This window comes from Bacillus australimaris (genome assembly GCF_001307105.1).
In the GTDB taxonomy this organism is placed as follows: Bacteria; Bacillota; Bacilli; order Bacillales; family Bacillaceae; genus Bacillus; species Bacillus australimaris.
In genome coordinates this window covers 17771-40656 of sequence record NZ_LGYN01000001.1, presented here as the reverse complement: position 1 = coordinate 40656, position 22886 = coordinate 17771, and the positions used below count along the sequence as shown (strand labels likewise).

The window sequence follows — 22886 nt, the reverse complement described above, 5'->3', positions numbered from 1 at the left end:
CATGATGAGATTGACAACTTTTGACCGTCTGCACCAGCTTACATTAATGCCGCGAGTATTTCCGGTAAATTGTTATGTATTTGAAGAAGAAAATGGACTGATTTTAATTGATGCTTCTTTAAAGATGGCAGCCAACTCGATCATCGAATTTGCTCGTAAAAAGGACAAACCAATCGACAAAATCATTCTTACCCATAGTCATATGGATCATATCGGTGCATTAGATGAAGTGAAAAAGGCTTTTCCAAAGGCAGTTGTCTATTTATCAAAACGAGATGCCCGTCTATTTGAAGGTGACCTTTCCTTGCTCCCTGGTGAACCCCAGAAAAAAATCAAAGGCAGTTTTTCAAAAGGTATTCACACAAAACCGGATGTGCTTGTTGAAGATGGAGATGAGATTGGACCACTGAAAGTCATTGCAACACCAGGGCATACACCTGGCAGCATCTCCTTATATGATGAAAGATCAGGAGTTGTCATTGCAGGGGATGCACTTGTAACAAAAGGCGGCTTATCGGTAACGGGTGAATTTCGGTGGAGCTTTCCGTTCCCGGCATTCGCCACATGGGATGCAGAAACTGCACTAAAAAGTGCCGAAAAATTATTGACTCTGCACGTATCCTGTCTTGCAGCAGGACATGGTGATCTCATCATAGAACCTCATGAAAGGCTTCAAGCTGCTGTCCGTAAAAGGCAGTATCAGCTAAAGAAAGGGGGCCAGTAAACCGTGTCTCCGAGAATGGGTATCACACAAGAAAAAATCATGGATACAGCGGCAGCATTTGTAGATGAAGAGGGCTTTTCTGCTTTGACAATTGCTACATTGTCTAAAAGGCTGAACATCAGACCGCCTTCTCTCTACAATCACGTATCCGGCCTTCACGAGATTCAGGCAGGACTCGCCGTAAAGGGGCTGTCTATGCTTTGTGAGGAAGGTATACAAGTCACAGAGGGGCTGGAAAAAGAAGAAGCTGTTTTAGCCTTTGCCAAACAATATGTGCAATTTGTCCGAGAACACCCTGGCCTTTATGAAGCCGCCTTTTCACATATGAACGAAAATGAAGTAAGTATTGCGGCAGAGCGCCTTGTTCAGTTTGTTCAAACCATCATGTCACGCTTTGGTGTAAAAGAAAAAGAAATGACACATGTCGTCAGAGGACTGAGAAGCTTACTGCACGGATTCGGTGATATTTCTAATAAAAAGGGGTTTCAACGAAAAGAAGAGCTTGAAGAAAGTGTGAGCTATGCGGTCCGGCTCTACATTACAGGTGTATTGCAGAAAGAAGATCTGTCTACTTGACAGGTCTTTTTTTTGCAGCAAATCGATATCATAAGGGGGCGTCTGTCTGGAACAATTTTTTTGATAGAAAACGAATAAAGATTTGACAGTTTTGTGAAACATGGTATGCTTATTATGTGAAATAATTCACATAGGGGAGTAGAGGCAGATGAAAAGAAAGCCTGTTTATGTGGAAACAACGATTCATGCACCTATAGAGAAAGTATGGGAATATACGCAAAATCCAAAGCTTCACGAACAGTGGGATATGCGTTTTTCAACCATTTCATTAAATGGTCCTCAAGATGAACAGCCCCAAACCTTTTTGTATGAAAAACACCTTGGATTTGGTGTAAGTGTTACAGGGACAGGAGCGTATCGAACAAGAATGATGGATGAACGAAATGAACGGGCGTCCTCTCTCAAATTCAAATCGTCACACCCCTTGTCCTTCATCAAAGAAGGCGGCGGCTATTGGAAATATGTGAAAACGAACGAACATATTGTATTTCAAACTCAATTTGATTACGAACCGAAAGAAGGAAAAGGGTGGTCATGGGCAGATCGGTTTCTTTTTCGCCCGATGATCGGGTTTATGACAGCCTTTAGTTTTGGCGCATTAAAGACGTGGCTTGAAAAGGGAACGCATCCTCGGTTGTTATTGGAGAGAACACTTGCCCATTACGGTATTTGTTTGCTGTTTGCCATTGTTTGGTTATGCCAAGCGGTCATCCCTTTTTCACATTCTGCTTTTGATCATAGCGGCGGATTTCGGTTATTTTATGCCCTTTTAGGTGTATCATGGCTGATCCCTAAGCTATCGAAGAAATATCTCTTCATTTTTCAAAGCATGTATCTGTTGATCTTGCTTTGTATAGGGGTCCTATCCCCGCAAACGACACTTCATGAGCCGCTTGTGATGAGTGCCTTTTTCATCTTGTCTATTGCAGGAATGATTAATTTAAAAGATTGTGTAGATGTATTTTCGATCAAACGAAAAAGGGGGGGATAGAAATGGTCGTTCATCGTCATCAAGTAAAGAATTACGATAAGCTGCATCCAACATTAAAAGAGAGATACAACCGTGCGTTTACTGCTGAAGGCACTATGGAGGAAATAGGCGGCGGGACGAGGCTCATTCGATTTTTCTTCAAAATTGGCCCATTGTTTCGTTGTTTTTTCCCTGAGAGAGGAAAAAACATTCCCTTCCGAATTGTTAATGAGCCCTTTCTAACAAGTAAGGGAGAGGAAGGTATGCACTGGTTTCGTACGTTTTATTTCTCAAAGAAGGAACGGCACTTTGATGCCGATATGATCATTGATCAGAAGAGTCATAAAGTACTAGACTATTTTGGAAAGCCCAGACTTCTTATGTCAGAGCTTCACTTTACAGTAACAAAACATGGGTTTCTGCACATTCAATCCGGCCGGCAGAAGCTGTTGATCTTTGGAAAAGAGTGGCCGCTGCCTTCATGGCTTTATGGCGAGTCAGATGTCACAGAAGGCTACGACGAGCATGCAGATGAGTATACGATTCATGTCCATGTGAAGAATCGACTGTTTGGGACCCTTTTTACATATAAAGGCCGGTTTACTGAAAGGGTGGTGTCTCATGATGAATAAATGGCATTTCCTATCAAGTCTCATCTTCATGTGTTGTTTTATCGCCACCCGTTTGATGACTGGACCGATAGCCGAATTTTTTGTGCTTATCGCGATTCTGTTTTTCCTTCCAGCGGTTTTAGCCTTTTTTGCGAAGGAAGCAAAGGAGAGAAATTCGGGGCTGCTGATCGGCTTTTTAATGAAAGCCTTCCCAGTAGCTGCTTTTTGTGCAACTGCTGCATTTATCTATCATTCCGCCTTGTTTGCATCCGGCTGGTTTTTGTATACGCTCATTTTGGCACTATTTGGTTTCACTCGATTGCTGAAAAGGGGAACATTTCCGCTTCATGAATTACTGATTGATGGTGCATGGATGTACCTCGCTTTAGGCGGACTTTGGTTTTGGCTGTATACGGCAGATATACAGGTGATGACCTTTTCACCGATCATTGTGCTTTTGACCGCTATTCATTTTCATTATTCGGCTTTTTTTATCCCGCTTTTCTATGGATTATTAGGAAGGCAGCGAGAAAAAGAGACAGCTTTATACAAAGCGGCAGGATGGGTGATTTTGTTGTCGCCTGTGATGATTGCTGTTGGGATTAGCTTCTCACGTCTATTTGATACGTTCAGCGTTTTTCTTTATGTGATGGCTCTTTATTTGTATGGCTTACTTTGTATGAAAACTAGATTTCGATCCACTGTGTCAAAGGGGCTCGTTGTGTTTTCTAGCTGCGTGTTAATGGGGACAATCATGCTGTCTCTTCTTTATTCAGCTGGTATGCTCATGCGCGTGACCTACATCAGCATTGATCAGATGATTTGGTTTCATGGCAGTATCAATGCCTTTTTTGTTATTTTACCAGATCTGATTGGATGGCTGATCGAAGGACCGAGGGATCAATTAAGGCAGAAGGAGTTCCCGATTTCAAGAGTGCATGGCCGCTTTCATTTGATTTCTTTTCAAAAGGAAAGAATGCATGAGCGGGAGAAGCTCGGTTTAGTCGATTCACTTGATGAATTAAATGGAACGACATTTTCGGCTGAAAGGGTATCACCTGTGATTCGAAGGTTTTATGAAACCCCTATGTCATTTACGTTAAAAGCAGCCGTCTGTTTTCATTGGTGGATGAGGCCGTTTGTTTTTTTACTTCAGCCAGTTTTTAAGAAAATAGGCCAGCTCTATTTGGGAACAGCTCGCAGGCCGTATGAAATGAAGGGACGTCTGACAACATTTCAACATCCTAAGGAAGAGAGGGAGAATGTCCGGGCGTGGATTCGTCAAAACGAAAAAGGGGAGCAGGTCTTTTTTGCGCTTTATGCTCACCATCACGATGCAGCTGTGGGCTATATGAATATTGCACTGCCGCTTCCATATTCACAGATGACCGCCATTTTAAAACCTTTTAATGAAAAGGAAGACTTTCTATTAAAAAGCGCATGTCCAAAAGGCAGTACCGGTGACGAAGGATTGTATTTGCATACGCCATTTATCACCATGAAACTGCCAATGGAAGAAAGCTTTCATATGAAGCCGAAGTCAGATAAAAGTCTCACAGCGATTCATCAAATGAAGCTGTTCGGTATTCCTTTTTTAAAGATTCATTATCAAATTGACAGCGAAAATCATCCTGTTAGTCAATGATGTCACACGGTTCACCGTGCCGAATGATGTTCACAATCGCTTGCCCGTCACTCGGATGATGATCTGCATACTGAACGGGCAGCAGTGCAAAAAATACATAGTAGATTGAAAAGTAAGCAAATTGATAGAAAAATTGATGTTCTGGCAGGATATTATTGGCGATCATTGTATTCAGTATGAGAACACTGAGCAGGTTGCATAATGAACCGCCTAGATAGACAAGAATGTGCGACAACCGGTTATTTTTCCTCATTTCTTCATAGTGGCAAAATGCATCTAAAAAATAGATTCGTCTAATTTCAACAACGCCTATTTTCAATACTTTTTTGCCTCTGCCAAGAGCAAAAGAAACCTTTGCCCCAAACATCCACGCGACCAAAATATGGCCAAGCTGATGCAAAATGGCAACGATAGGAAGAATGACGAAAAACGACCAGCAAAACGTCCACATATCTGATAATGTAAACAAGTGTTAACCCTCCCCAATATATTCGGGAGGAAGCAGTAGGATTATTTGCCATTTTACTGAATTCATTTTCAGGATGCAAACATTTAATACATCACGATAAAATCATTATGTAAACTAAAGAATGGTTTTTGCGATGAATAGGCTTTTTGCATCACCTTTTTGACGAAATGAATGTGCTACAATGAAGAAATCAATAGATTACCTTAGTAGATGAACTTACCTTAATGAAGAGGAGAGAGTCATATGGCAGATGTTGAACAGTTTTTGGCGTTAGATATTCGCGTTGGGACGATCAAAGAAGCAGCATTTTTTGCAGAGGCAAGAGTGCCTGCTTTGAAACTGAAGATTGATTTTGGTGAAGAGATTGGTCTAAAGCAATCTAGTGCTCAGCTGACAAAACGTTATACGGCTGAGAATCTTATTGGGAAACAAATTGTAGCAGTTGTTAATTTTCCGCCAAGAAGAATTGCAGGGTTCAAATCAGAAGTGCTTGTCTTAGGGGGCATGCCGTCAAAAGAAGACGTGGTTTTACTAGCTACAGATGAGCCGGTTGAAAATGGGACAAAAATAGGATAAGAAAAAAGACATCTTCATCAGAAGATGTCTTTTGCGTATTGAGGCGGAATAACCACACGCCACATTCGTGTGTGTCTCAAAGAGACATGTTACCCGACTTACACAATTCAGCTCATCGCTTGATTAATATAGCATGGGATGAGCTGAATTGCAACCATTAAATGAATTCCTTCAGATTTTCACATCATTTTAGAAGAAAAATGACAAGATATCGATTATTTGGATTATTTTTTCAAAAGATATTGAAAAGTCAGATCAGATTTTATAAAATGAACTCATCTTAGTTTGTTTAGTCGATAAACTAAGATGAGTTTCACATCATATGCCGACCATTAAAGGGGATGATTCCATCATTCAAATGATTTGCTACGCTAGTGGGCTAAGCTGAAAGGATGAAATATTCAGCTTCATTTTTACAACAAATTGAAAGCGCTTTATATTCTTCGCATTGACTGCCGCTGCCCTCCATCATCTGTTTATTAAAAGAGGTTAAGAGTAGAAGGGAGAAAGCTCATGGTTAGTGAGAATTTAAAGAAGATTCGTATGTCTGAAAAAGTCGGATATGCTTCAGGAGATTTCGCATGTAATTTAATTTATGCAACTGTCTCTACGTATCTATTATTTTTTTATACAGATGTGTATGGTTTGTCAGCGGCAGCAGCAGGGACGATGTTTTTAGTTGTTCGTGCCATTGATGCGCTTGCAGATCCGTTTATTGGTGCAATGGTAGATCGAACGAACAGCCGTTTTGGCAGGTTTAGACCTTACTTGTTATTCGGTGCATTTCCTTTTGTTGTACTTGCCATCCTTTGCTTTACCACGCCTGATTTTTCTGAAATGGGTAAACTCGTTTATGCCTACATCACGTATGTTGGTTTATCGCTTACATACACATTCATCAATGTCCCTTATGGCGCTTTAACATCCGCAATGACGAGAAATAACCAAGAGGTCGTCAGTATTACGTCTGTTCGTATGCTTTTTGCCAATCTAGGTGGTTTGGTTGTTGCTTTTTTTGTTCCTTTTCTTGCGACTTTTTTGAGTGATACAACAGGAAATACAGCACTCGGCTGGCAGATGACGATGGGTTTTCTCGGCATTCTTGGCGGTGCATTACTTATTTTCTGTTTTAAGAGCACAAATGAACGTGTCACGCTTCAAAAGCCCGAGGAAAAAATTAAGTTCAGTGATATCTTTGTTCAGTTACGTGTGAATCGCCCGCTTGTTGTATTAAGTATTTTCTTTATTATTATTTTTGGCGTGAACTCAATCAGCAACTCTGTTGGAATCTATTATGTGACATATAACCTTGGCAGAGAGGATTTAGTGAAATGGTACGGACTCATTGGCAGTCTGCCAGCTTTAATGGTGCTGCCGTTTATTCCAAAACTGCACAAGCTGTTAGGAAAGAAAAAGCTTTTGAATTATTCATTATTGCTGAATATCGTAGGTCTTCTTGCTTTAATTGTAATACCGCCGAGTCAAATCACTTTAATTCTTGTTTCCAGGCTTGTTGCAGCTGCAGGAAGTATTACAGCCGGTGCTTACATGTGGGCGCTCATTCCTGAAACCGTTGAATATGGCGAATATAAAACAGGGAAAAGGATGGGCGGACTCATCTATGCCGTCATTGGATTTTTCTTTAAATTCGGGATGGCATTAGGCGGGATTGTGCCAGGGCTTGTACTTGATCGATTTGGCTATGTCGCGAACCAAATGCAAACACCAGAAGCCTTACTAGGCATTTTAATCACGACAACGGTCATTCCTGTATGCTTACTGATTTTAGCGATGATTGATATTAATTTTTATAACTTAGATGAAGAAAAACACAAAAAAGTCGTCAGGGAGCTTGAGAATAGAGACAAGGTGTATGTCGATCATATGGACGATTTTAAAATGTAGGTCACTGAAAGAGGAGGAAGTTCAATGAAGATTACGAATCCAGTGCTCAAGGGGTTTAACCCTGACCCAAGTATTTGTCGTGTGGGAGAAGATTACTACATGGCGGTCTCTACATTTGAATGGTTTCCAGGGGTTCAAATTTATCATTCAAAGGATCTCGTCCATTGGCGGCTTGCTGCGCGGCCTTTGCAAAAAACGTCGCAGCTGGATATGAAGGGAAATCCTGATTCTGGCGGAGTATGGGCTCCGTGCTTAAGCTATGCAGATGGGCAGTTTTGGCTGATTTATTCCGATATCAAAGTTGTGGATGGGCCATTTAAAGACGGTCATAATTATTTGGTCACGGCAAGCGAGGTGGACGGTGATTGGAGTGAGCCAGTTTGGCTCAACAGCTCTGGTTTTGATCCATCCTTATTCCATGATCAAAGCGGGAAGAAATACGTCTTAAATATGCTGTGGGATCATAGGGAAAAGCATCATTCCTTTGCAGGTATTGCTTTGCAGGAATATAGTGTGGCTGAAAAGAAGCTCATCGGCCAGCGGAAGGTCATTTTTAAAGGTACACCGATTAAACTGACAGAAGCGCCGCATCTGTATCACATCGGTGACTACTACTATTTATTAACGGCAGAAGGGGGTACCCGGTATGAGCATGCGGCAACGATCGCCCGGTCCTCGCATATTGAAGGGCCTTATGAGGTTCATCCTGATAACCCAATTTTAAGTGCCTTTCACGTGCCTGAACATCCGCTTCAAAAATGCGGGCATGCTTCAATCGTTCAAACGCATACAAATGAATGGTATCTCGCTCATCTTACTGGCCGACCGATTCAATCAAGCAAGGAATCGGTATTTCAACAAAGGGGCTGGTGTCCTTTAGGAAGAGAAACTGCAATTCAAAAGCTCGAATGGAAGGATGGCTGGCCATATGTTGTAGGCGGAAAAGAGGGAACGCTTGAGGTTGAAGCGCCAGAGATCGACGAAAAGGTTTTTGCACCAACCTATCATACAGTCGATGAGTTTCAAGAAACAACGCTGAATCGACATTTCCAAACGTTAAGAATTCCGTTTACCGATCAGATTGGTTCGTTAACGGAGAAACCTCAGCATTTAAGGTTATACGGTCACGAATCCTTAACGTCTAAGTTTACGCAAGCCTTTGTTGCAAGGCGCTGGCAAAGTTTTTATTTTGAAGCAGAGACAGCTGTTTCGTTCTTCCCAGAAAACTTTCAGCAAGCCGCTGGTCTTGTGAATTATTATAATACGGAAAATTGGACTGCACTTCAGGTGACATATGATGAGAAACTTGGCCGCATTCTTGAACTATCTGTCTGTCAAAACCTTGCCTTTTCTCAGCCATTGACACATAAAATCGTCATTCCAGAAGAGGTCACGTATGTCTATTTAAAGGTGACCGTCCAGAAAGAGACATATACCTATTCTTATTCTTTTGATCAAAAAGAGTGGAAGGAAATTGATGTGTCGCTTGAATCAAGCCATTTATCCGATGATTTCATTCGAGGAGGGGGATTTTTTACAGGGGCATTTGTCGGCATGCAGTGCCAAGATACAAGCGGCGAGCGTCTTCCTGCTGATTTCAACTATTTTCGCTATGAGGAAACAGATAAATAAAAAAAGACAACACGCGAAGAGCTGTCTTTTTTGAACAATGGATAGGTTATGTAGTGAGGGTGGTATCTTGCAGGAAAGCTTCTATGACAAGAGATGTCATCCCCAATACTGGTGCGTTGTGTCCTAATGACGAAGGGAGCAGTTCTACACGTGAGCTGAACTGAGTATCCATTCTCGAGGATAACTCCTCCCCAATCACATGTAGCACAGCCTCATGTGATTCAATCACTTTGTTTCTTAAAATAATGGCTTGCGGGTTAAAGGTATGCATGACGTTCGTGAGACCAACGCCAAGGTAAAAACCAAAGTTGCGCAAAGCATTTAGTGTTTTCATATCATTTACATTTGCCAGCTGTTCCACATCTTGATGCGAAATATGCTGATCATCTGTTTGAAGAGACTGAAACAAGGCTTTCTCAGATGCATACAACTCCCAGCATCCGCGGTTTCCGCAGCTGCATGTTGGTCCATTATAGTCGATGGTCATATGTCCCATTTCACCAGAAAAACCATATGCACCTCTATATAAATGGTGGTTAATAATGATTCCAATCCCTATCCCGGTGCCGATGCTTGCATAGATCAAATGGTCATAGTGTTTAGCGGCACCAAAAATTTTCTCACCATATGCACCCGCATTTGCTTCATTTTCAATGAATATGGGTACTTGAAATGTGTCTTTGAGCGCCTTTTTTAGATCAACATTTTTCCATTTAGAATGAGGTGTAAACACGATTTGTTCATCTGCATCCACTAATCCATGTATGCAGAGGCCAATGCCAATGAGCCCGTAGGGGGAAGAGGGCATTTGTGCGATCAGCTGCTGTATTAATTCAATTAATATGCGTGTGGTCACATCAGGAGAGCTGGATGGGAGCTTGATCTGCTCTTCGTAAAGAATAGAACCTTCAAGGTCTGTTAATATACCGTTGACATAATCAACGCCGACATCAATCCCGATGGAGCAGCCAGCCCGTTTATTAAACATCAGTAAAACCGGTCTTCTTCCGCCACTAGACTCACCTTGACCGATTTCGTAGACGAGATGCTCTTTCATTAATGTACTTACTTGAGAAGAAACAGTCGATTTATTTAATCCAGTACGTTCAGATAATTTTGCTCTCGAAATTGGTGCATGCTGGAGAATTTCTTTTAATAATAGTTTTTGATTGATCTTTTTTACAAAGTTTTGATCAGCGATATCCACGTTATCCACTCCATTTGTTTCATCTTTAGATTAAGTTGAGAAATGCTGCTTTTCTTCGCGTGTTATTTAGGAAGAAGGATGATTTTAACTTTATTATAACGAAAATATTTCTAAAAAACTAAAAAATATGGAAAATTCGAAGTGATTTGATCATAGATTGACCATTAGTTTGTTGAATGAACTTACAAAGCGTACTCAGGAGGAATGAAGGATGGGTAAATCAAATATCAAAACGTTAAACAGCTTAGAAGGAATCGGTAAAATTCAATATGAAGGAAAACAATCAAAAAACCCACTCGCTTTTCAATACTATAATCCTAGCGAAGTGATTGGCGGAAAAACAATGAAGGACCATCTGCGGTTTTCAGTCGCGTATTGGCATACATTGACTGCTGATGGAACAGACATGTTTGGAACGGGCACAATAGAGAGAGCCTGGGACTCCTATAGCGGAATGGATTTAGCGAAAGCTAGATTAGAAGTGGCTTTTCAGCTTTTTGATCTATTGGATGTTCCGTATTTTTCCTTCCATGACCGTGATATTGCACCAGAGGGAGATACGCTTCAAGAGACCAATCAACAATTAGACATCATTTTAGATAGAATGAAAGAGTACATGAAGCATAGTGGGGTGAAACTGCTGTGGAACACTGCCAATATGTTCAAGCACCCTAGATTTGTACATGGCGCTGCAACATCTTGTCATGCAGATGTCTTTGCTTATGCGGCCGCACAGGTTAAAAAAGGCATCGAAACGGCTAAAGAACTCGGCGCAGAAAATTACGTCTTCTGGGGAGGACGAGAAGGGTACGATACGCTGCTGAATACAGATATGAAAAGAGAGCTTGATCACATGGCGGCCTTCTTTCATATGGCTGTTGATTATGCAAAAGAAATTGGGTACACTGGCCAGTTTCTAATTGAGCCAAAACCAAAGGAGCCAACGACTCATCAATATGACACTGATGCAGCGACGTCCATCGCCTTTTTAAAACAATACGGATTAGATACTCATTTTAAATTGAATATTGAGGCCAATCATGCGACGCTGGCTGGTCATACGTTTGAGCATGAATTACGTGTCGCCAGAATTCATGGACTGCTCGGTTCTGTTGATGCAAACCAAGGAAATTCACTTCTCGGATGGGACACAGACGAATTTCCAACCGATTTATATGCCACAACCCTTGCTATGTATGAAATTCTGCAAAATGGCGGGCTGGGGTCTGGCGGTCTCAATTTTGATGCAAAAGTGAGAAGAGCTTCTTTTGAACTTGAAGATATTTTATATGCGCATATTGCAGGGATGGATGCATTTGCAAAAGGACTGAGGGTAGCTCATAGACTCATAGAAGATCGTGTGTTTGAAGATGTTATCAAACACCGGTACCGCAGCTTTTCTGAAGGAATTGGACGTGACATTTCAGAAGGGAAGGCAAACTTTCATACGCTAGAAGAATATGCGCTGAAACATCCTTTGATCAGAAATGAATCAGGAAGAGAAGAACAGCTGAAAGCCCGGTTAAATCAATACTTGTTAGAAGATTAATTGAAGGGGCGGGCCTGTTTTAAAGGAGTGAAAACATGAAGTATGTGATGGGAATCGATCTTGGAACGAGCGGGGTCAAAGTGATATTAGTAGATGAGAACGGAAAGGTGTGCTCTGAAGCCTCAAAGCCTTACCGCCTCATTCAAGAAGAGCCAGGATATTGTGAGCAGCAGCCTGAGGATTGGGTCAAGCAGACAATCGCTGCGATGAAAGAACTGATGGAAAAGCTGCCTGATCATTCAAGGGAAGTAGAAGGCATCAGCTTTTCTGGACAGATGCATGGTCTAGTTCTGTTAAATGAATCCCGCCAAGTGCTCCGCCCTGCGATTTTATGGAATGATACACGAACGACAGCACAATGTACACATATCACAAAAAGGCTTGGAGACAGGCTGCAAAAGATCACAAAAAATCGGGCGTTAGAAGGATTCACACTGCCAAAACTATTATGGATAAAGGAACATGAACCACATATTGATCAGCAAATCGACATGTTTTTACTTCCAAAAGATTATGTTAGATTTCGTTTAACCGGTGCTCTCCATTGTGATTATTCTGATGCGGCCGGTACATTGATGTTCAATATTGGAGACAGTGAGTGGAGTGAAGAGATTTGTCAGGCATTTGATATACCTCGTCATATATGCCCGCCGCTTGTCACATCAGAGGCGGAGGTTGGTCCACTTTTGCCGCAAATTGCACGTGAAGTAGGGATCAAGGAAGGTGCGAAGGTTTTTGCTGGCGGGGCAGACAATGCTTGCGGAGCCATTGGTGCTGGCATCGTATCCTCTGATCGCACGTTATGCAGCATTGGCACGTCTGGGGTGATTCTTTCCTACGAAGAGGATCATGAAAGAGAGCTTCAAGGGAATTTACATTTGTTTCATCATGCAAAAAAAGATGCTTTTTACACAATGGGCGTCACCCTTTCAGCAGGATATAGCCTTAATTGGATAAAAGGCTTACTCGCTCCAGAGGAATCGTTCCAATCGCTGTTAGAGGGTGCAGCTAATATCACGCCAGGAGCAAAAGGGTTGCTCTTTACCCCCTATTTAGTCGGAGAAAGAACACCTCATGCGGATTCGAGCATTCGCGGCAGCTTCATTGGGTTAGACAGCCGGCATGAAAGAGCACATGTCGTCAGGGCTGTGCTAGAAGGTATCACCTTCTCGTTAAATGAGTCCATCGCATTGTTCCGGCAAGCAGGAAAAAACATAAATTCTATTGTGTCCATTGGCGGTGGTGCGAGAAGTAGAACATGGCTTCAAATGCAAGCAGACATTTTTCAGGCTGAAGTCATCCAGCTAGACAATGAACAAGGACCTGCTTTAGGTGCAGCCATGCTGGCTGCGGTTGGCTGCGGATGGTATCCATCACTTGATGCATGTGCAGATCTATTGATCCATCAAACAGCCATTTATGAGCCAAAGCAGCAGCATGCAAATGTATACGCCGATCTATTTCCTTTGTATCAACGGATTTATACACAAACAAGAGACATCCATGCCGGGCTAGAACCGTATCGATCGGTCTAAAAGAGAAGGATTATATGAAAGGAGGTGATGGGCTCGCTTTATTCATCTTAGAGAAGACAGAACAATACGAATGAAAAAGGAGAGGGATGGAAAATGAATTTGAAAAGATTGAGGCTTTTGTTTGTTATGTGTATTGGACTAGTGCTGACACTGACTGCTGTACCAGTTGATGCGAAAACGATTTATAATAATGAAATGGGCTCACATAGCGGGTACGATTATGAATTATGGAAGGATTATGGAAATACCTCGATGACACTCAATAACGGCGGGGCATTTAGTGCAGGCTGGAACAGTATCGGAAATGCTTTATTTCGGAAAGGAAAGAAGTTCGATTCCACTAAAACTCATCATCAACTTGGCAACATCTCCATCAATTACAACGCAAACTTTAACCCAGGCGGGAATTCCTATTTATGTGTCTATGGCTGGACACAATCTCCACTAGCAGAATACTACATTGTTGATTCATGGGGCACGTATCGTCCAACAGGAGCGTATAAAGGATCATTTTATGCCGATGGAGGCACATATGACATTTATGAAACGACCCGCGTCAATCAGCCTTCCATTATCGGGATTGCGACCTTCAAGCAATATTGGAGTGTACGTCAAACAAAACGTACAAGCGGAACAGTCTCCGTCAGTGCACATTTTAAAAAATGGGAAAGCTTAGGGATGCCAATGGGCAAAATGTATGAAACGGCATTTACTGTAGAAGGCTACCAAAGTAGCGGAAGTGCGAATGTAATGACCAACCAGCTGTTTATTGGACAATAAAGCATATAAAAAAGCCAGCAATTTTGCTGGCTTTTCTTCTTTCTATGACAATTTTTCAACTTCCACTCTGCCAGAAAAGAACGTTGCGCCGCCGCCCATATCTGCCAATCGATCAGGTGTTAATCCATTGACGAGATGCTTTTTGCCTTTTTGATCTGCCCATAACCCTTGACTGACCACCGCACCAGATAAAACATTGTGACCGACTGACACGACAAGCTCACATTCTCCTCGATCGTTCAGCACACGCACCATGTCACCATCTTCAATCTTTCTTTCCTTGGCATCTTGTTCATTCATGTGAAGCTTCGGAAATTTCTCAAGCTTTTGATGCTTTTCATGAAGTGAGAAGGTGGAATTCAGAAAATTATGGTTCGGTCCCGGTATAAACGTCAGCGGATAATCACTTTCCTGATAAAGGGGTACATAGGTTGGAAGTGCAGGATACCCGTCTTTTTTCATTTGTTCTGAATAAAGCTCAATTTTCCCGCTTGGGGTTTGAAGCTTTAATTCCTGGAAAGGTCCACGTTTTGCTTTGATCCATTTCTTTTCTTTTAATGCTTCGTATGAAATGTCCTCATAATGCGGATTTTCTGGATGATGAAGGGCTTGCTTCATCAGTTCTGCATCTGTTTCACGGAAGGCTTCATCTTCAAAACCCATCGCATGGGCTAACAGCCGGAATACTTCAGTATTGGATTTGCTTTCTCCATAGCGCTCTATCACTGGTTCTTGAATTTGAATATAATGATGCCAATACGATGTATAGAAATCTTCATTTTCAAAGGCAGAAGTTGCCGGCAGAACAAGATCTGCATAAGTGGCTGTCTCTGTCATGAACAAGTCATGCACAACCGTAAATAAGTCCTCTCTCAGCAAACCTTCTCTGACTTTATTTGCCTCGGGTGTTACAACCGCTGGGTTGCACGAGTAGATAAAGAGAGAATCAACGGAAGGCTCTGCGCTTGTTAGCACGCTGCCTAGCTGATTCATATTAAATGATCTAGGCGTGCGTTCTTTTAATAAATCCGGGCGTTGAAGAGCTGCTTCATTATAGCTGAGAAAAGAAGAATTTGATTTCATCGCACCGCCGCCCTTATGCAGCCACTGACCAGTTAAGGCAGGGAGGCAGGAGATGGTCCGAATACTCATTCCGCCATTATCATGATGCTGCAAACCATTGCCAATGCGAATGAGAGAAGGTGTTGTATCGGAATACATTCTCGCAAGAGTCATGATGTCCTCTTTAGGAACACCGGTGATGCGCTCAACCGTGTCTGGATCATATTGCTTCACATGCTCTCGCAGCTCTTTATGGCCGACTGTGTAAGTTTCTAAAAATGCTTCATCTGTACGTTCCTCTTTAAAAAGGACATGCATGATGCCAAGGGCAAGCGCACTGTCAGTGCCAGGACGAAGCGGAATGAACCAATCTGCCATCCGGCCGGTTTGATTCTTGTGAACATCAATTACGACAATCTTTGCTCCTTGCTTTCTTGCTTGTTGTGCCAGTGTGATTTGGTGCATATTGGTCGACACTGCATTGATGCCCCAAAAGATAAATAGTTTCGTATGAATGGTGTCTTCAGGATCTGTCCCAATGCTTGCACCCATTGTATATTTATAGCCAGTCGTTCCTGCTGACTGACAGATCGTACGGTCTAACTGGCTTGAACCAAGACGATAGAAAAAGCGGCGGTCCATTCCTTCTGCATTCAGATTGCCCATGTTCCCATAGAAGCTGTAAGGCAGGATGCTTTCTGGACCTTTTTCTTCGATCAGCTTTGTCCATTTCTGCCGAATGGTTTCAATGGCTTCTTCCCACGTAATCGGCTCAAACTGAGCTTCACCTTTTCGGCCAACACGCTTTAAAGGAGTGGTCAGCCGTTTTTCATCATATAAACGGGCGGTGACATTCCGCACTTTATTGCATATGTTTCCTTGTGTGACAGGATGGTCCGGATCTCCTTGCACTTTCACGATCTTTCCATTTTCTTTATGTATTAAAAGACCACACTGATCCGGGCAATCTAACGAACAAACTGATTTGAATATTCCGTCTTTCATTGCTGTAAAATCGGTCATGAGTTTTGACTTCCTTTCTATATTCCGTTATCACTTTGTATGGACTTTATTTTAGCATGTTCGGGGGTGGAAGGTAAGAAAGAGATGGTGAATTGAATGAAAATGAAAAAAGCCCCTGAATAGGGGCTTTTAAAAACGAGTGACTTGTACAGGAAATTCTTTTACCCCAAAAACAAACGTGCTTTGAATCGGTTTTAGCTGATCTGCCGCGCAGGTGATGTCTTGAAACGTATGGAGTAAAACGTCAAGCGCAATGTTGCTTTCAAGCCGGGCGAGCGGTGCACCTAGACAAAAATGAATGCCAAAACCAAAGCTCATATGCGGATTTGATTTCCGGTCAAGCCGGAACGTATCTGGATCTTCAAACTTTTGTTCATCCCGATTTGCCGAAGCTACCCAGCTGATGAGGTAGTCTCCTTTTTCAATGCGTGATCCTGCAATCTCAACATCCTCAGCGGCGATTCGGCCAATGGCTTGAACAGGCGGATAATATCGTAACGTTTCCTCCGTCAATTGAGGAACAAGAGAGGGATCTTGCCGTACTGCTTCGGCGATTTGCGGCTGTTCTGTTAGCAGCCGAACTGCATTTGTGATTAAATTGGTCGTTGTCTCATTTCCAGCCACGAGTAATAGAATACAAAAGCCAAGCAATTCATTCTCCGTTAAACGCTCACCATCAATTTCCGCTTGAATGAGAAGCGAGATCAAGTCATCGGCAGGCGCTTCTTTTCGTTTTTGGATCAGATGAGCAAAATAAATGGACAGCTCCTCTTCAGCGCGTTTCTGCATATCTACAACAGCCTGAATGGCTTCTTTTGATTCATCTTTAGCACCTGCTACAAGGGAATCAGAATGTTTTTTAATCAGCTCTCTGTCCTGCACCTCTGCACCGAGAAGCTCAGCGATGATCATCACTGGAAGGGGAGCTGCTAAATCTTGCACGATATCAAAAGTACGTTGATCCTTGACTTGATTTAATAGATGATGTGTCAAGTCTTTGATCTTATCTTCTAATTGCTTGATCGCCTTTGGTGTGAAGGCTTTATTCACGAGCGCTCTCATCTTTGTATGTTTTGGAGGGTCCATCGTTAAAATACTTGTTTTAGACGTGCTTCTTCCTCGCTGTGATGAGAACACTTTAGGCTGCTTCAAAACAGACTGGATATCCGCATATCGAAAGAGATCCCAGCACTTTCTTGTCTCATCATATCGAATATCACTCTGCGCGCGTAGCTCATTGTAAATAGGGAATGGGAAAAGAAGGTCATCGGTAGAACGGATTTCTTTCATTGGAATGACATTGACATAGTTTTCTTTCACTTTCATTATGAACGCTCCTTTTTCACATGATTTCTCTTTCACGGTATCACCAGTAAAATATCATTTCAACGGACATGTTTTCTAAAATATGTCAATAGTCTAATCGAAAGATTCAAGCACATTCATTGTTTAGGAAAATAGAAAGTCATTAAATTGATAGCGCTTTCTAAAAAATAGAATTGAAGTCACCGAAACCAAAAATAAAATGGTGAATTCAGTCGAACGAAAGGGTCCTATGATTCAAATGAGTGTAGTTCTTTTGATCTAAAATGCTGTTTTCGAAAAACACGTCTAACATACTTGCAGCAAGCTGTCCGCTGGGCATTCGGGACTTTTGAAAAGCGCTGGCCCTTTCTTGACACGATTTCTCATCATGTTACGATTACTAACGTGCGAAAAACACGAACAAAAAGCGAACAAGGGAGAGGATCAATATCATTGATCAAAAGAAAATTGCTTTCATTGGAGCAGGTTCTATGGCGGAAGGAATGATTGCAGGGATTGTGCGATCAGGAAAGATGCCGCAAGGCCAAATCTACGCAACAAACAGACAAAATCAACTTCGATTGAATGAACTAACGAAACGATACGGAATCCAAACAGCCACAATGGATTCATTTCCTTTTGAAGAAATGGATATGTTGATCCTGGCCATGAAGCCAAAGGATGCTGAAGCAGCACTTGAATCATTAAAATCTCATATTCAGAAAGATCAGCTCATCTTGTCTGTCCTAGCAGGTGTGAAGCTATCGTATATTGAAGACATGCTGCATGAAGGTCAGCCTGTCATGAGGGTCATGCCAAATACGTCAAGTACGATCGGGGCATCAGCGACCGCTTTATCTGCAGGACGTTATGTAACAAATGACCATATCAGCATGAGTCAAGCTCTTTTATCTGAAATGGGCGAAGTCTATACCATTGAAGAAGAACAAATGGATATTTTCACGGGGATTGCCGGAAGCGGGCCCGCCTACTTTTATTTCTTAATGGAAAGAATCGAAGAAGTTGGCGAAGAAGCGGGTTTATCAAAGGAACTGTCTCGCCAAATCGGTACACAGACACTTCTCGGTGCGGCAAAAATGCTGCAAGAAACAGAGGAAAATCCTTCTGTCTTAAGAGAGAAAATTACGTCACCAAATGGAACAACTGCTGCAGGACTAAATGCATTAAATGATTTTGGCGGAGGAGAAGCGATCAAGCAGGCCGTCAAACATGCCGCCAATCGATCAAAAGAGATAAGCAATGAGCAAAAACAAAAAGTATCTATATAAATATAGCTCAGGTACAGGAGTGATAAGGTGTACGCAGATAAAGAGAGAAAACGAATTGTTGTGAAAATTGGAAGCAGCTCTCTTACTAGCTTTCAAGGTGAGATTAGTTTGAAAAAATTAGAAAACCTCGTCAATCAAATTGTGAAACTCAAAGATGAAGGACACGAAGTCATTTTGGTTTCTTCTGGCGCGGTTGCAGCTGGTTACCGAAAACTAGGATTTATCGATCGCCCGAAAACACTGCCGGAAAAACAGGCATCTGCCTCAATTGGGCAAGGGCTTTTAATGGAATCATATTCTACTTTGTTTTTATCACACGGTTATATTGCCTCACAGCTCTTAATCACAAGAAGTGATTTTTCTGATGAAACGCGCTATCAAAATGTGCGCAACACGATGAATGTGTTATTAGATCGAGGCATCATCCCTATTATAAATGAAAATGATACAGTGACGATCAATCGGCTGAAGTTTGGAGACAACGATACACTGTCTGCAAAAGTAGCTGGACTCATTGATGCGGATTTCCTTGCCATTTTATCTGATATTGATGGCTTGTATGAAGATAATCCTCATACAAATCCAAATGCAAAGAAAATTCTCGAAGTAACAGACATCACAGAAGACATCGAAGCAGCTGCTGGAGACGCAGGCAGCAGCGTAGGTACAGGCGGAATGAAATCAAAGCTTGATGCCTTTAAAATTTCAATGGCCGCAGGAATCAACGGCTTTTTAGGAAAAGCAGATACGCCTCACATTTTAGACAAAGCAATCAACGGGACAGAGGATGGGACTTATTTTACCGCTGACGAAAATGTAGCCCCGCTGAATTATAAGAAGCAGTGGATTGCCTTTCATTCTGGACCAAAAGGTGAGATTGTGGTTCAAGAGAAAACACAGGAATTTCTTATGCACCGTGAGAGAAGCCTTGATTCTGATGGGATTGTCAGTGTGAAAGGTTCGTTTAAAAAAGGCGATGTAGTACGTATATTAGATGAAGATGGAAGAGAAATAGGGCTTGGCATTGTGAATTATGCGTCAGATGAACTCACCCTTACAAGTGACTTATTACAGGATGAAATTGTGCATGTAGTCGATCTTGAAGCATTTGTTTGTCATTTAGATTTATCGATACCAGTCTGCTAACGACAAAGGAGGAATTTCATGACACTGACAGCTGAAGTTGTCACATCGGTCAAAGAAAAAGCGAAAAAAGCAAAGCACGTGTCCAAAAAACTAGGTTTACTTCAGACAGAGGAAAAGAATGAGGCGCTCTTTAAAATAGCAGAAGCGCTAGAACAAAATAGCAGCTTCATTTTACAGGAGAATCAAAAGGATTTAGAGGAAGGAAAAGAAAAAGGCTTTTCTGAAGCACTATTAGATCGATTAATGCTAAACGAAGAAAGAATTCATGAGTTTGCAGAAAGTTTGCGGCTTGTGACGAGACTAACAGATCCTGTTGGAGAAATATTGGATGAATGGACTCTTGAAAACGGCTTACACGTGAAAAGCCGAAGAGTACCGCTCGGTGTGATCGGGATGATCTATGAAGCGAGACCGAACGTCACTGTTGATGCAGCAGGCCTTGCCTTAAAGGCAGGCAACTCAGTGATATTAAAAGGCGGTTCCTCCGCTATTTCTTCCAACAAAGCCATCGTCAGTGTGATGCATAAAGCACTGGATCAAACAAAGATTCCTCGTGATGCGGTGCAATTTATTGAACAAACAGACCGTTCGTCGGTTCAGGCGATGTTTCAACTAAAAGAATGGATCGATGTCTTAATTCCGCGAGGCGGGGCTTCTTTAATTAAAACAGTGGTGGAAGAATCCACTATTCCAGTGCTTGAAACAGGGACAGGAAACTGCCATGTCTTTATTGACCAAACTGCGAATGTGAAAAAAGCCATTGAGATTGTGATCAATGCAAAAACGAATCGTCCCGCTGTATGCAATGCGCTTGAGACACTGATCATTCATCGCGATTGGCTGAAAGAGAATGCAGCAGCATTGAACGAAGCCCTGCAGGAGCACCATGTCACTGTACACGGCGATCAGGCAGCACAGTCTTACTTCTCAAACGTGGTTCCTGCTGTGGAAGTGGATTGGACAGATGAGTATTTAAGTCTTGATCTTGCGGTCAAAGTAGTCGATTCAATGGAGGAAGCGATCAGCCATATCGATCAGTACGGCACAAAACATTCAGAAGCGATCGTGACAGACGATGAAAAAAATGCCCTCACATTTCAAAACGAAGTCGATGCGGCGGCCGTCTATCACAACGCATCTACCCGCTTTACAGACGGCGGCGCACTTGGCTATGGAGCTGAAATTGGTATCTCCACTCAAAAGCTGCACGCAAGAGGGCCAATGGGACTTCCAGCACTCACGACATCAAAGCTGCTTCTGTCTGGTGACGGTCAGATTAGAAGCTAGGAGAGAGACAAAAACACTACCTTTTTTATGGGGTAGTGTTTTTTAATTTATCTTGAAAAAATCTATGCTTTCATACGTTCGAACCCTTTTTCTTCATGACCTTCTCAAATTTAAAAAATTCAAATTCCTCAGGGGCTAAAGGCTCGTTTCCTTGATGAGCTTCACGAGGTGCGTTTGGGCCTGGGTGACGTAAGTGATAGAACTCAACAATTTGAAATCCGCACTTATTCACATAAAAGTGAATGTTGCGTTTTTCAAAATAAGGAGTCACAACCTCCCATACGATGGTTTCTGGATATTGCGCCTCGATGGCTTTCCATGCTGCCTGACCAATGCCACGGCCGTGTGAAGACGAAGAGATGTATAGCAAGTCAACCGAATTATGATGTGTTTCTGGATTGATTTTGATGACAACCCCGCCAGCCTTTTCTCCATTTCGCAAAATATGAAAAACAATGTTCTCATTCGCATGAAAAGACTCATCAATTGCTTCATCTGGGGGAATTGGTCCAGCTTGTGCATCCCCGAATGCCTCGATCACGCCAGCTGTAAAAGCTTTCTGCAGCTCTTTTTTCATAGAAGGGAAGTCCTCTTTATTTGCATGTGCTAATGTCACTTCATGTTGATTGATTTTGTTCATTTTCTTATCCTTTCTGCGTGTAGTGGTGTTCCTGCATGTTATGATAAAGGGTAGAGTAACTCCATAGTCAAGAGGGGAGCCCTAATCATGATCAATGAAGTGCAAAAAACATTTTTCACTGGAGAATTTGCCAAGCTATTTGATGTCAAAAAAGATACACTGCTTTACTATGATAAAATCGATTTATTTAAGCCAGCTGGCGTCCATGAAAATGGCTACCGTTACTATACACTTGAGCAATTTGATCACTTTATTGCGATTCAATCTCTGCGAGCTGTTCAATTTCCGATCAAAGAGTTAAAACAATATTTCACAGCGCCTTCCCGCGAAAGACTGGAAAGCCTAGCGGCCGAACAAGTAGAAAAGGTGAAACAAGAGATTGAAAAGCTGCAAGATATTCAATCTTTTCTAATGAGGGTAATGGAGACGACAAGTGAATTATCAACTGTGAAAATAGGGGAGGTTTTGTTTCAAGAGCAGCCAGCGGAACCAATCATGCTAAGCGCACCAAATCCAATTGACTTACATACTCCTGTAGAAGAAATTTCACGCATTGTAGGAAAATTTCTAAAGGAAATTGGGATAAAAGGAGCTGCCGCAAATGGTTCTGTATTAAAAAAGGAACAGTTCTGTAAGCGCCACTTTCATCAGTCAGATCGACTGTTTTGCCGAATGGAAGGGCCAGGAGCAGTTAAAAAACCTGCCGGCCTCTATGCGATGATGTATCATCAAGGAACATATGAGGAGATTGAATCTGCATATTCGCATGTATTAGATGAAATCGAGAAAGAGGACATGATACTGGATGGAGATGTATTTGAGGAGTATTTACTTCATTCACTCATGTCTAAAGATGAGGCAGAGTATATAACGAAGCTCAGTGTAAAAGTGAAGAAGCGCGAAGATGAACAAATAAAAAGAGGATAGACAGCGTGTGAAATGCGCGTCTATCCTC

The 22886-nt window shown here is 42.1% G+C and carries 20 protein-coding genes; 15 read left to right on the top strand and 5 right to left on the bottom strand.

What is annotated here, in order from left to right:
• Positions 1-4 precede the first annotated feature (4 nt).
• From AKG37_RS00155 to AKG37_RS00135, 5 genes are all read left to right on the top strand, one after another.
• Positions 5-724 carry an MBL fold metallo-hydrolase gene (locus AKG37_RS00155; protein ID WP_060697040.1) on the top strand — a complete coding sequence of 240 codons (720 nt, stop codon included), beginning with the start codon at positions 5-7 and terminating at the stop codon, positions 722-724.
• Between the two features lie 3 nt (positions 725-727).
• A complete protein-coding gene (locus AKG37_RS00150; RefSeq protein ID WP_060697039.1) occupies positions 728-1300 on the top strand; it encodes a TetR/AcrR family transcriptional regulator in 573 nt (190 codons plus the stop codon).
• A gap of 148 nt (positions 1301-1448) precedes the next feature.
• Positions 1449-2291 (top strand): hypothetical protein, encoded by an 843-nt coding sequence (locus AKG37_RS00145; protein WP_077233665.1) that lies wholly within the window; start codon positions 1449-1451, stop codon positions 2289-2291.
• A 2-nt stretch (positions 2292-2293) separates the two neighbouring features.
• Positions 2294-2902, top strand: a complete 609-nt coding sequence (locus AKG37_RS00140; RefSeq protein ID WP_060697038.1) for a DUF4166 domain-containing protein — start codon at positions 2294-2296, stop codon at positions 2900-2902.
• Positions 2895-4526, top strand: coding sequence for a YndJ family protein (locus AKG37_RS00135; RefSeq protein WP_060697740.1), 1632 nt, complete (start codon positions 2895-2897; stop codon positions 4524-4526). Before AKG37_RS00140 ends, AKG37_RS00135 begins: the two co-directional genes overlap by 8 nt.
• Here the strand turns inward: AKG37_RS00135 and AKG37_RS00130 are convergent.
• The gene (locus tag AKG37_RS00130) at positions 4516-4995 is read right to left on the bottom strand and encodes a site-2 protease family protein (protein ID WP_060697037.1); all 480 of its coding nucleotides are present in this window, start codon (positions 4993-4995) and stop codon (positions 4516-4518) included. The two genes, AKG37_RS00135 and AKG37_RS00130, sit on opposite strands and share 11 nt — an antisense overlap.
• A gap of 243 nt (positions 4996-5238) precedes the next feature.
• Between AKG37_RS00130 and csaA the strand changes: the two genes are divergently transcribed.
• The 3 genes from csaA to AKG37_RS00115 all read left to right on the top strand — a co-directional run bounded on the left by csaA (position 5239) and on the right by AKG37_RS00115 (position 9108).
• Positions 5239-5571 (top strand): chaperone CsaA, encoded by a 333-nt coding sequence (csaA, locus tag AKG37_RS00125; protein ID WP_060697036.1) that lies wholly within the window; start codon positions 5239-5241, stop codon positions 5569-5571.
• A 513-nt stretch (positions 5572-6084) separates the two neighbouring features.
• The gene (locus AKG37_RS00120) at positions 6085-7476 is read left to right on the top strand and encodes an MFS transporter (protein ID WP_060697035.1); all 1392 of its coding nucleotides are present in this window, start codon (positions 6085-6087) and stop codon (positions 7474-7476) included.
• 24 nt (positions 7477-7500) lie between these two features.
• A complete protein-coding gene (locus AKG37_RS00115; RefSeq protein WP_060697034.1) occupies positions 7501-9108 on the top strand; it encodes a glycoside hydrolase family 43 protein in 1608 nt (535 codons plus the stop codon).
• A 46-nt stretch (positions 9109-9154) separates the two neighbouring features.
• Here the strand turns inward: AKG37_RS00115 and AKG37_RS00110 are convergent, their stop codons facing one another.
• The gene (locus tag AKG37_RS00110; RefSeq protein WP_060697033.1) at positions 9155-10315 is read right to left on the bottom strand and encodes an ROK family transcriptional regulator; all 1161 of its coding nucleotides are present in this window, start codon (positions 10313-10315) and stop codon (positions 9155-9157) included.
• 211 nt (positions 10316-10526) lie between these two features.
• Here AKG37_RS00110 and xylA point away from each other — a divergent pair, with 211 nt between their 5' ends.
• From xylA to AKG37_RS00095, 3 genes are all read left to right on the top strand, one after another.
• Entirely contained in the window at positions 10527-11864 is a 1338-nt protein-coding gene (gene xylA, locus AKG37_RS00105; RefSeq protein ID WP_060697032.1) for a xylose isomerase, read from the top strand.
• Positions 11865-11899: 35 nt separating this feature from the next.
• Positions 11900-13399, top strand: a complete 1500-nt coding sequence (xylB, locus tag AKG37_RS00100; protein WP_060697031.1) for a xylulokinase — start codon at positions 11900-11902, stop codon at positions 13397-13399.
• Between the two features lie 93 nt (positions 13400-13492).
• Positions 13493-14179, top strand: a complete 687-nt coding sequence (locus AKG37_RS00095) for a glycoside hydrolase family 11 protein (protein ID WP_060697030.1) — start codon at positions 13493-13495, stop codon at positions 14177-14179.
• A 42-nt stretch (positions 14180-14221) separates the two neighbouring features.
• On the opposite strand, the gene AKG37_RS00090 is transcribed toward AKG37_RS00095, so the two are convergent.
• Positions 14222-16264, bottom strand: coding sequence for a molybdopterin oxidoreductase family protein (locus AKG37_RS00090; RefSeq protein ID WP_060697029.1), 2043 nt, complete (start codon positions 16262-16264; stop codon positions 14222-14224).
• 129 nt (positions 16265-16393) lie between these two features.
• Positions 16394-17590, bottom strand: coding sequence for a cytochrome P450 (locus tag AKG37_RS00085; protein ID WP_060697028.1), 1197 nt, complete (start codon positions 17588-17590; stop codon positions 16394-16396).
• Positions 17591-18060: 470 nt separating this feature from the next.
• Here AKG37_RS00085 and proC point away from each other — a divergent pair, with 470 nt between their 5' ends.
• Genes proC through AKG37_RS00070 form a run of 3 tightly spaced genes read left to right on the top strand, consistent with a single transcriptional unit; the run spans position 18061 to position 21291 of the window.
• Positions 18061-18858, top strand: a complete 798-nt coding sequence (gene proC, locus AKG37_RS00080) for a pyrroline-5-carboxylate reductase (protein ID WP_060697027.1) — start codon at positions 18061-18063, stop codon at positions 18856-18858.
• A gap of 27 nt (positions 18859-18885) precedes the next feature.
• Positions 18886-20004 (top strand): glutamate 5-kinase, encoded by a 1119-nt coding sequence (gene proB, locus AKG37_RS00075; protein WP_060697026.1) that lies wholly within the window; start codon positions 18886-18888, stop codon positions 20002-20004.
• 18 nt (positions 20005-20022) lie between these two features.
• Positions 20023-21291, top strand: a complete 1269-nt coding sequence (locus AKG37_RS00070; RefSeq protein WP_060697025.1) for a glutamate-5-semialdehyde dehydrogenase — start codon at positions 20023-20025, stop codon at positions 21289-21291.
• Positions 21292-21361: 70 nt separating this feature from the next.
• On the opposite strand, the gene AKG37_RS00065 is transcribed toward AKG37_RS00070, so the two are convergent.
• Entirely contained in the window at positions 21362-21931 is a 570-nt protein-coding gene (locus AKG37_RS00065) for a GNAT family N-acetyltransferase (RefSeq protein ID WP_060697024.1), read from the bottom strand.
• Positions 21932-22018: 87 nt separating this feature from the next.
• On the opposite strand from AKG37_RS00065, the gene AKG37_RS00060 reads away from it, so the two are divergent.
• Positions 22019-22858 carry a MerR family transcriptional regulator gene (locus tag AKG37_RS00060; protein ID WP_060697023.1) on the top strand — a complete coding sequence of 280 codons (840 nt, stop codon included), beginning with the start codon at positions 22019-22021 and terminating at the stop codon, positions 22856-22858.
• Positions 22859-22886 lie beyond the last annotated feature (28 nt).

Bases quoted from the DNA above. Each gene is read 5' to 3' on its own strand.
- AKG37_RS00155 (WP_060697040.1), top strand. From the start codon at position 5: ATGAGATTGACAACTTTTGACCGTCTGCACCAGCTTACATTAATGCCG.
- AKG37_RS00145 (WP_077233665.1), top strand. From the start codon at position 1,449: ATGAAAAGAAAGCCTGTTTATGTGGAAACAACGATTCATGCACCTATA.
- AKG37_RS00140 (WP_060697038.1), top strand. From the start codon at position 2,294: ATGGTCGTTCATCGTCATCAAGTAAAGAATTACGATAAGCTGCATCCA.
- AKG37_RS00135 (WP_060697740.1), top strand. From the start codon at position 2,895: ATGAATAAATGGCATTTCCTATCAAGTCTCATCTTCATGTGTTGTTTT.
- csaA (WP_060697036.1), top strand. From the start codon at position 5,239: ATGGCAGATGTTGAACAGTTTTTGGCGTTAGATATTCGCGTTGGGACG.
- AKG37_RS00120 (WP_060697035.1), top strand. From the start codon at position 6,085: ATGGTTAGTGAGAATTTAAAGAAGATTCGTATGTCTGAAAAAGTCGGA.
- AKG37_RS00115 (WP_060697034.1), top strand. From the start codon at position 7,501: ATGAAGATTACGAATCCAGTGCTCAAGGGGTTTAACCCTGACCCAAGT.
- xylA (WP_060697032.1), top strand. From the start codon at position 10,527: ATGGGTAAATCAAATATCAAAACGTTAAACAGCTTAGAAGGAATCGGT.
- xylB (WP_060697031.1), top strand. From the start codon at position 11,900: ATGAAGTATGTGATGGGAATCGATCTTGGAACGAGCGGGGTCAAAGTG.
- AKG37_RS00095 (WP_060697030.1), top strand. From the start codon at position 13,493: ATGAATTTGAAAAGATTGAGGCTTTTGTTTGTTATGTGTATTGGACTA.
- AKG37_RS00090 (WP_060697029.1), bottom strand. From the start codon at position 16,264: ATGACCGATTTTACAGCAATGAAAGACGGAATATTCAAATCAGTTTGT.
- AKG37_RS00085 (WP_060697028.1), bottom strand. From the start codon at position 17,590: ATGAAAGTGAAAGAAAACTATGTCAATGTCATTCCAATGAAAGAAATC.
- proC (WP_060697027.1), top strand. From the start codon at position 18,061: ATGGCGGAAGGAATGATTGCAGGGATTGTGCGATCAGGAAAGATGCCG.
- AKG37_RS00070 (WP_060697025.1), top strand. From the start codon at position 20,023: ATGACACTGACAGCTGAAGTTGTCACATCGGTCAAAGAAAAAGCGAAA.
- AKG37_RS00065 (WP_060697024.1), bottom strand. From the start codon at position 21,931: ATGAACAAAATCAATCAACATGAAGTGACATTAGCACATGCAAATAAA.
- AKG37_RS00060 (WP_060697023.1), top strand. From the start codon at position 22,019: ATGATCAATGAAGTGCAAAAAACATTTTTCACTGGAGAATTTGCCAAG.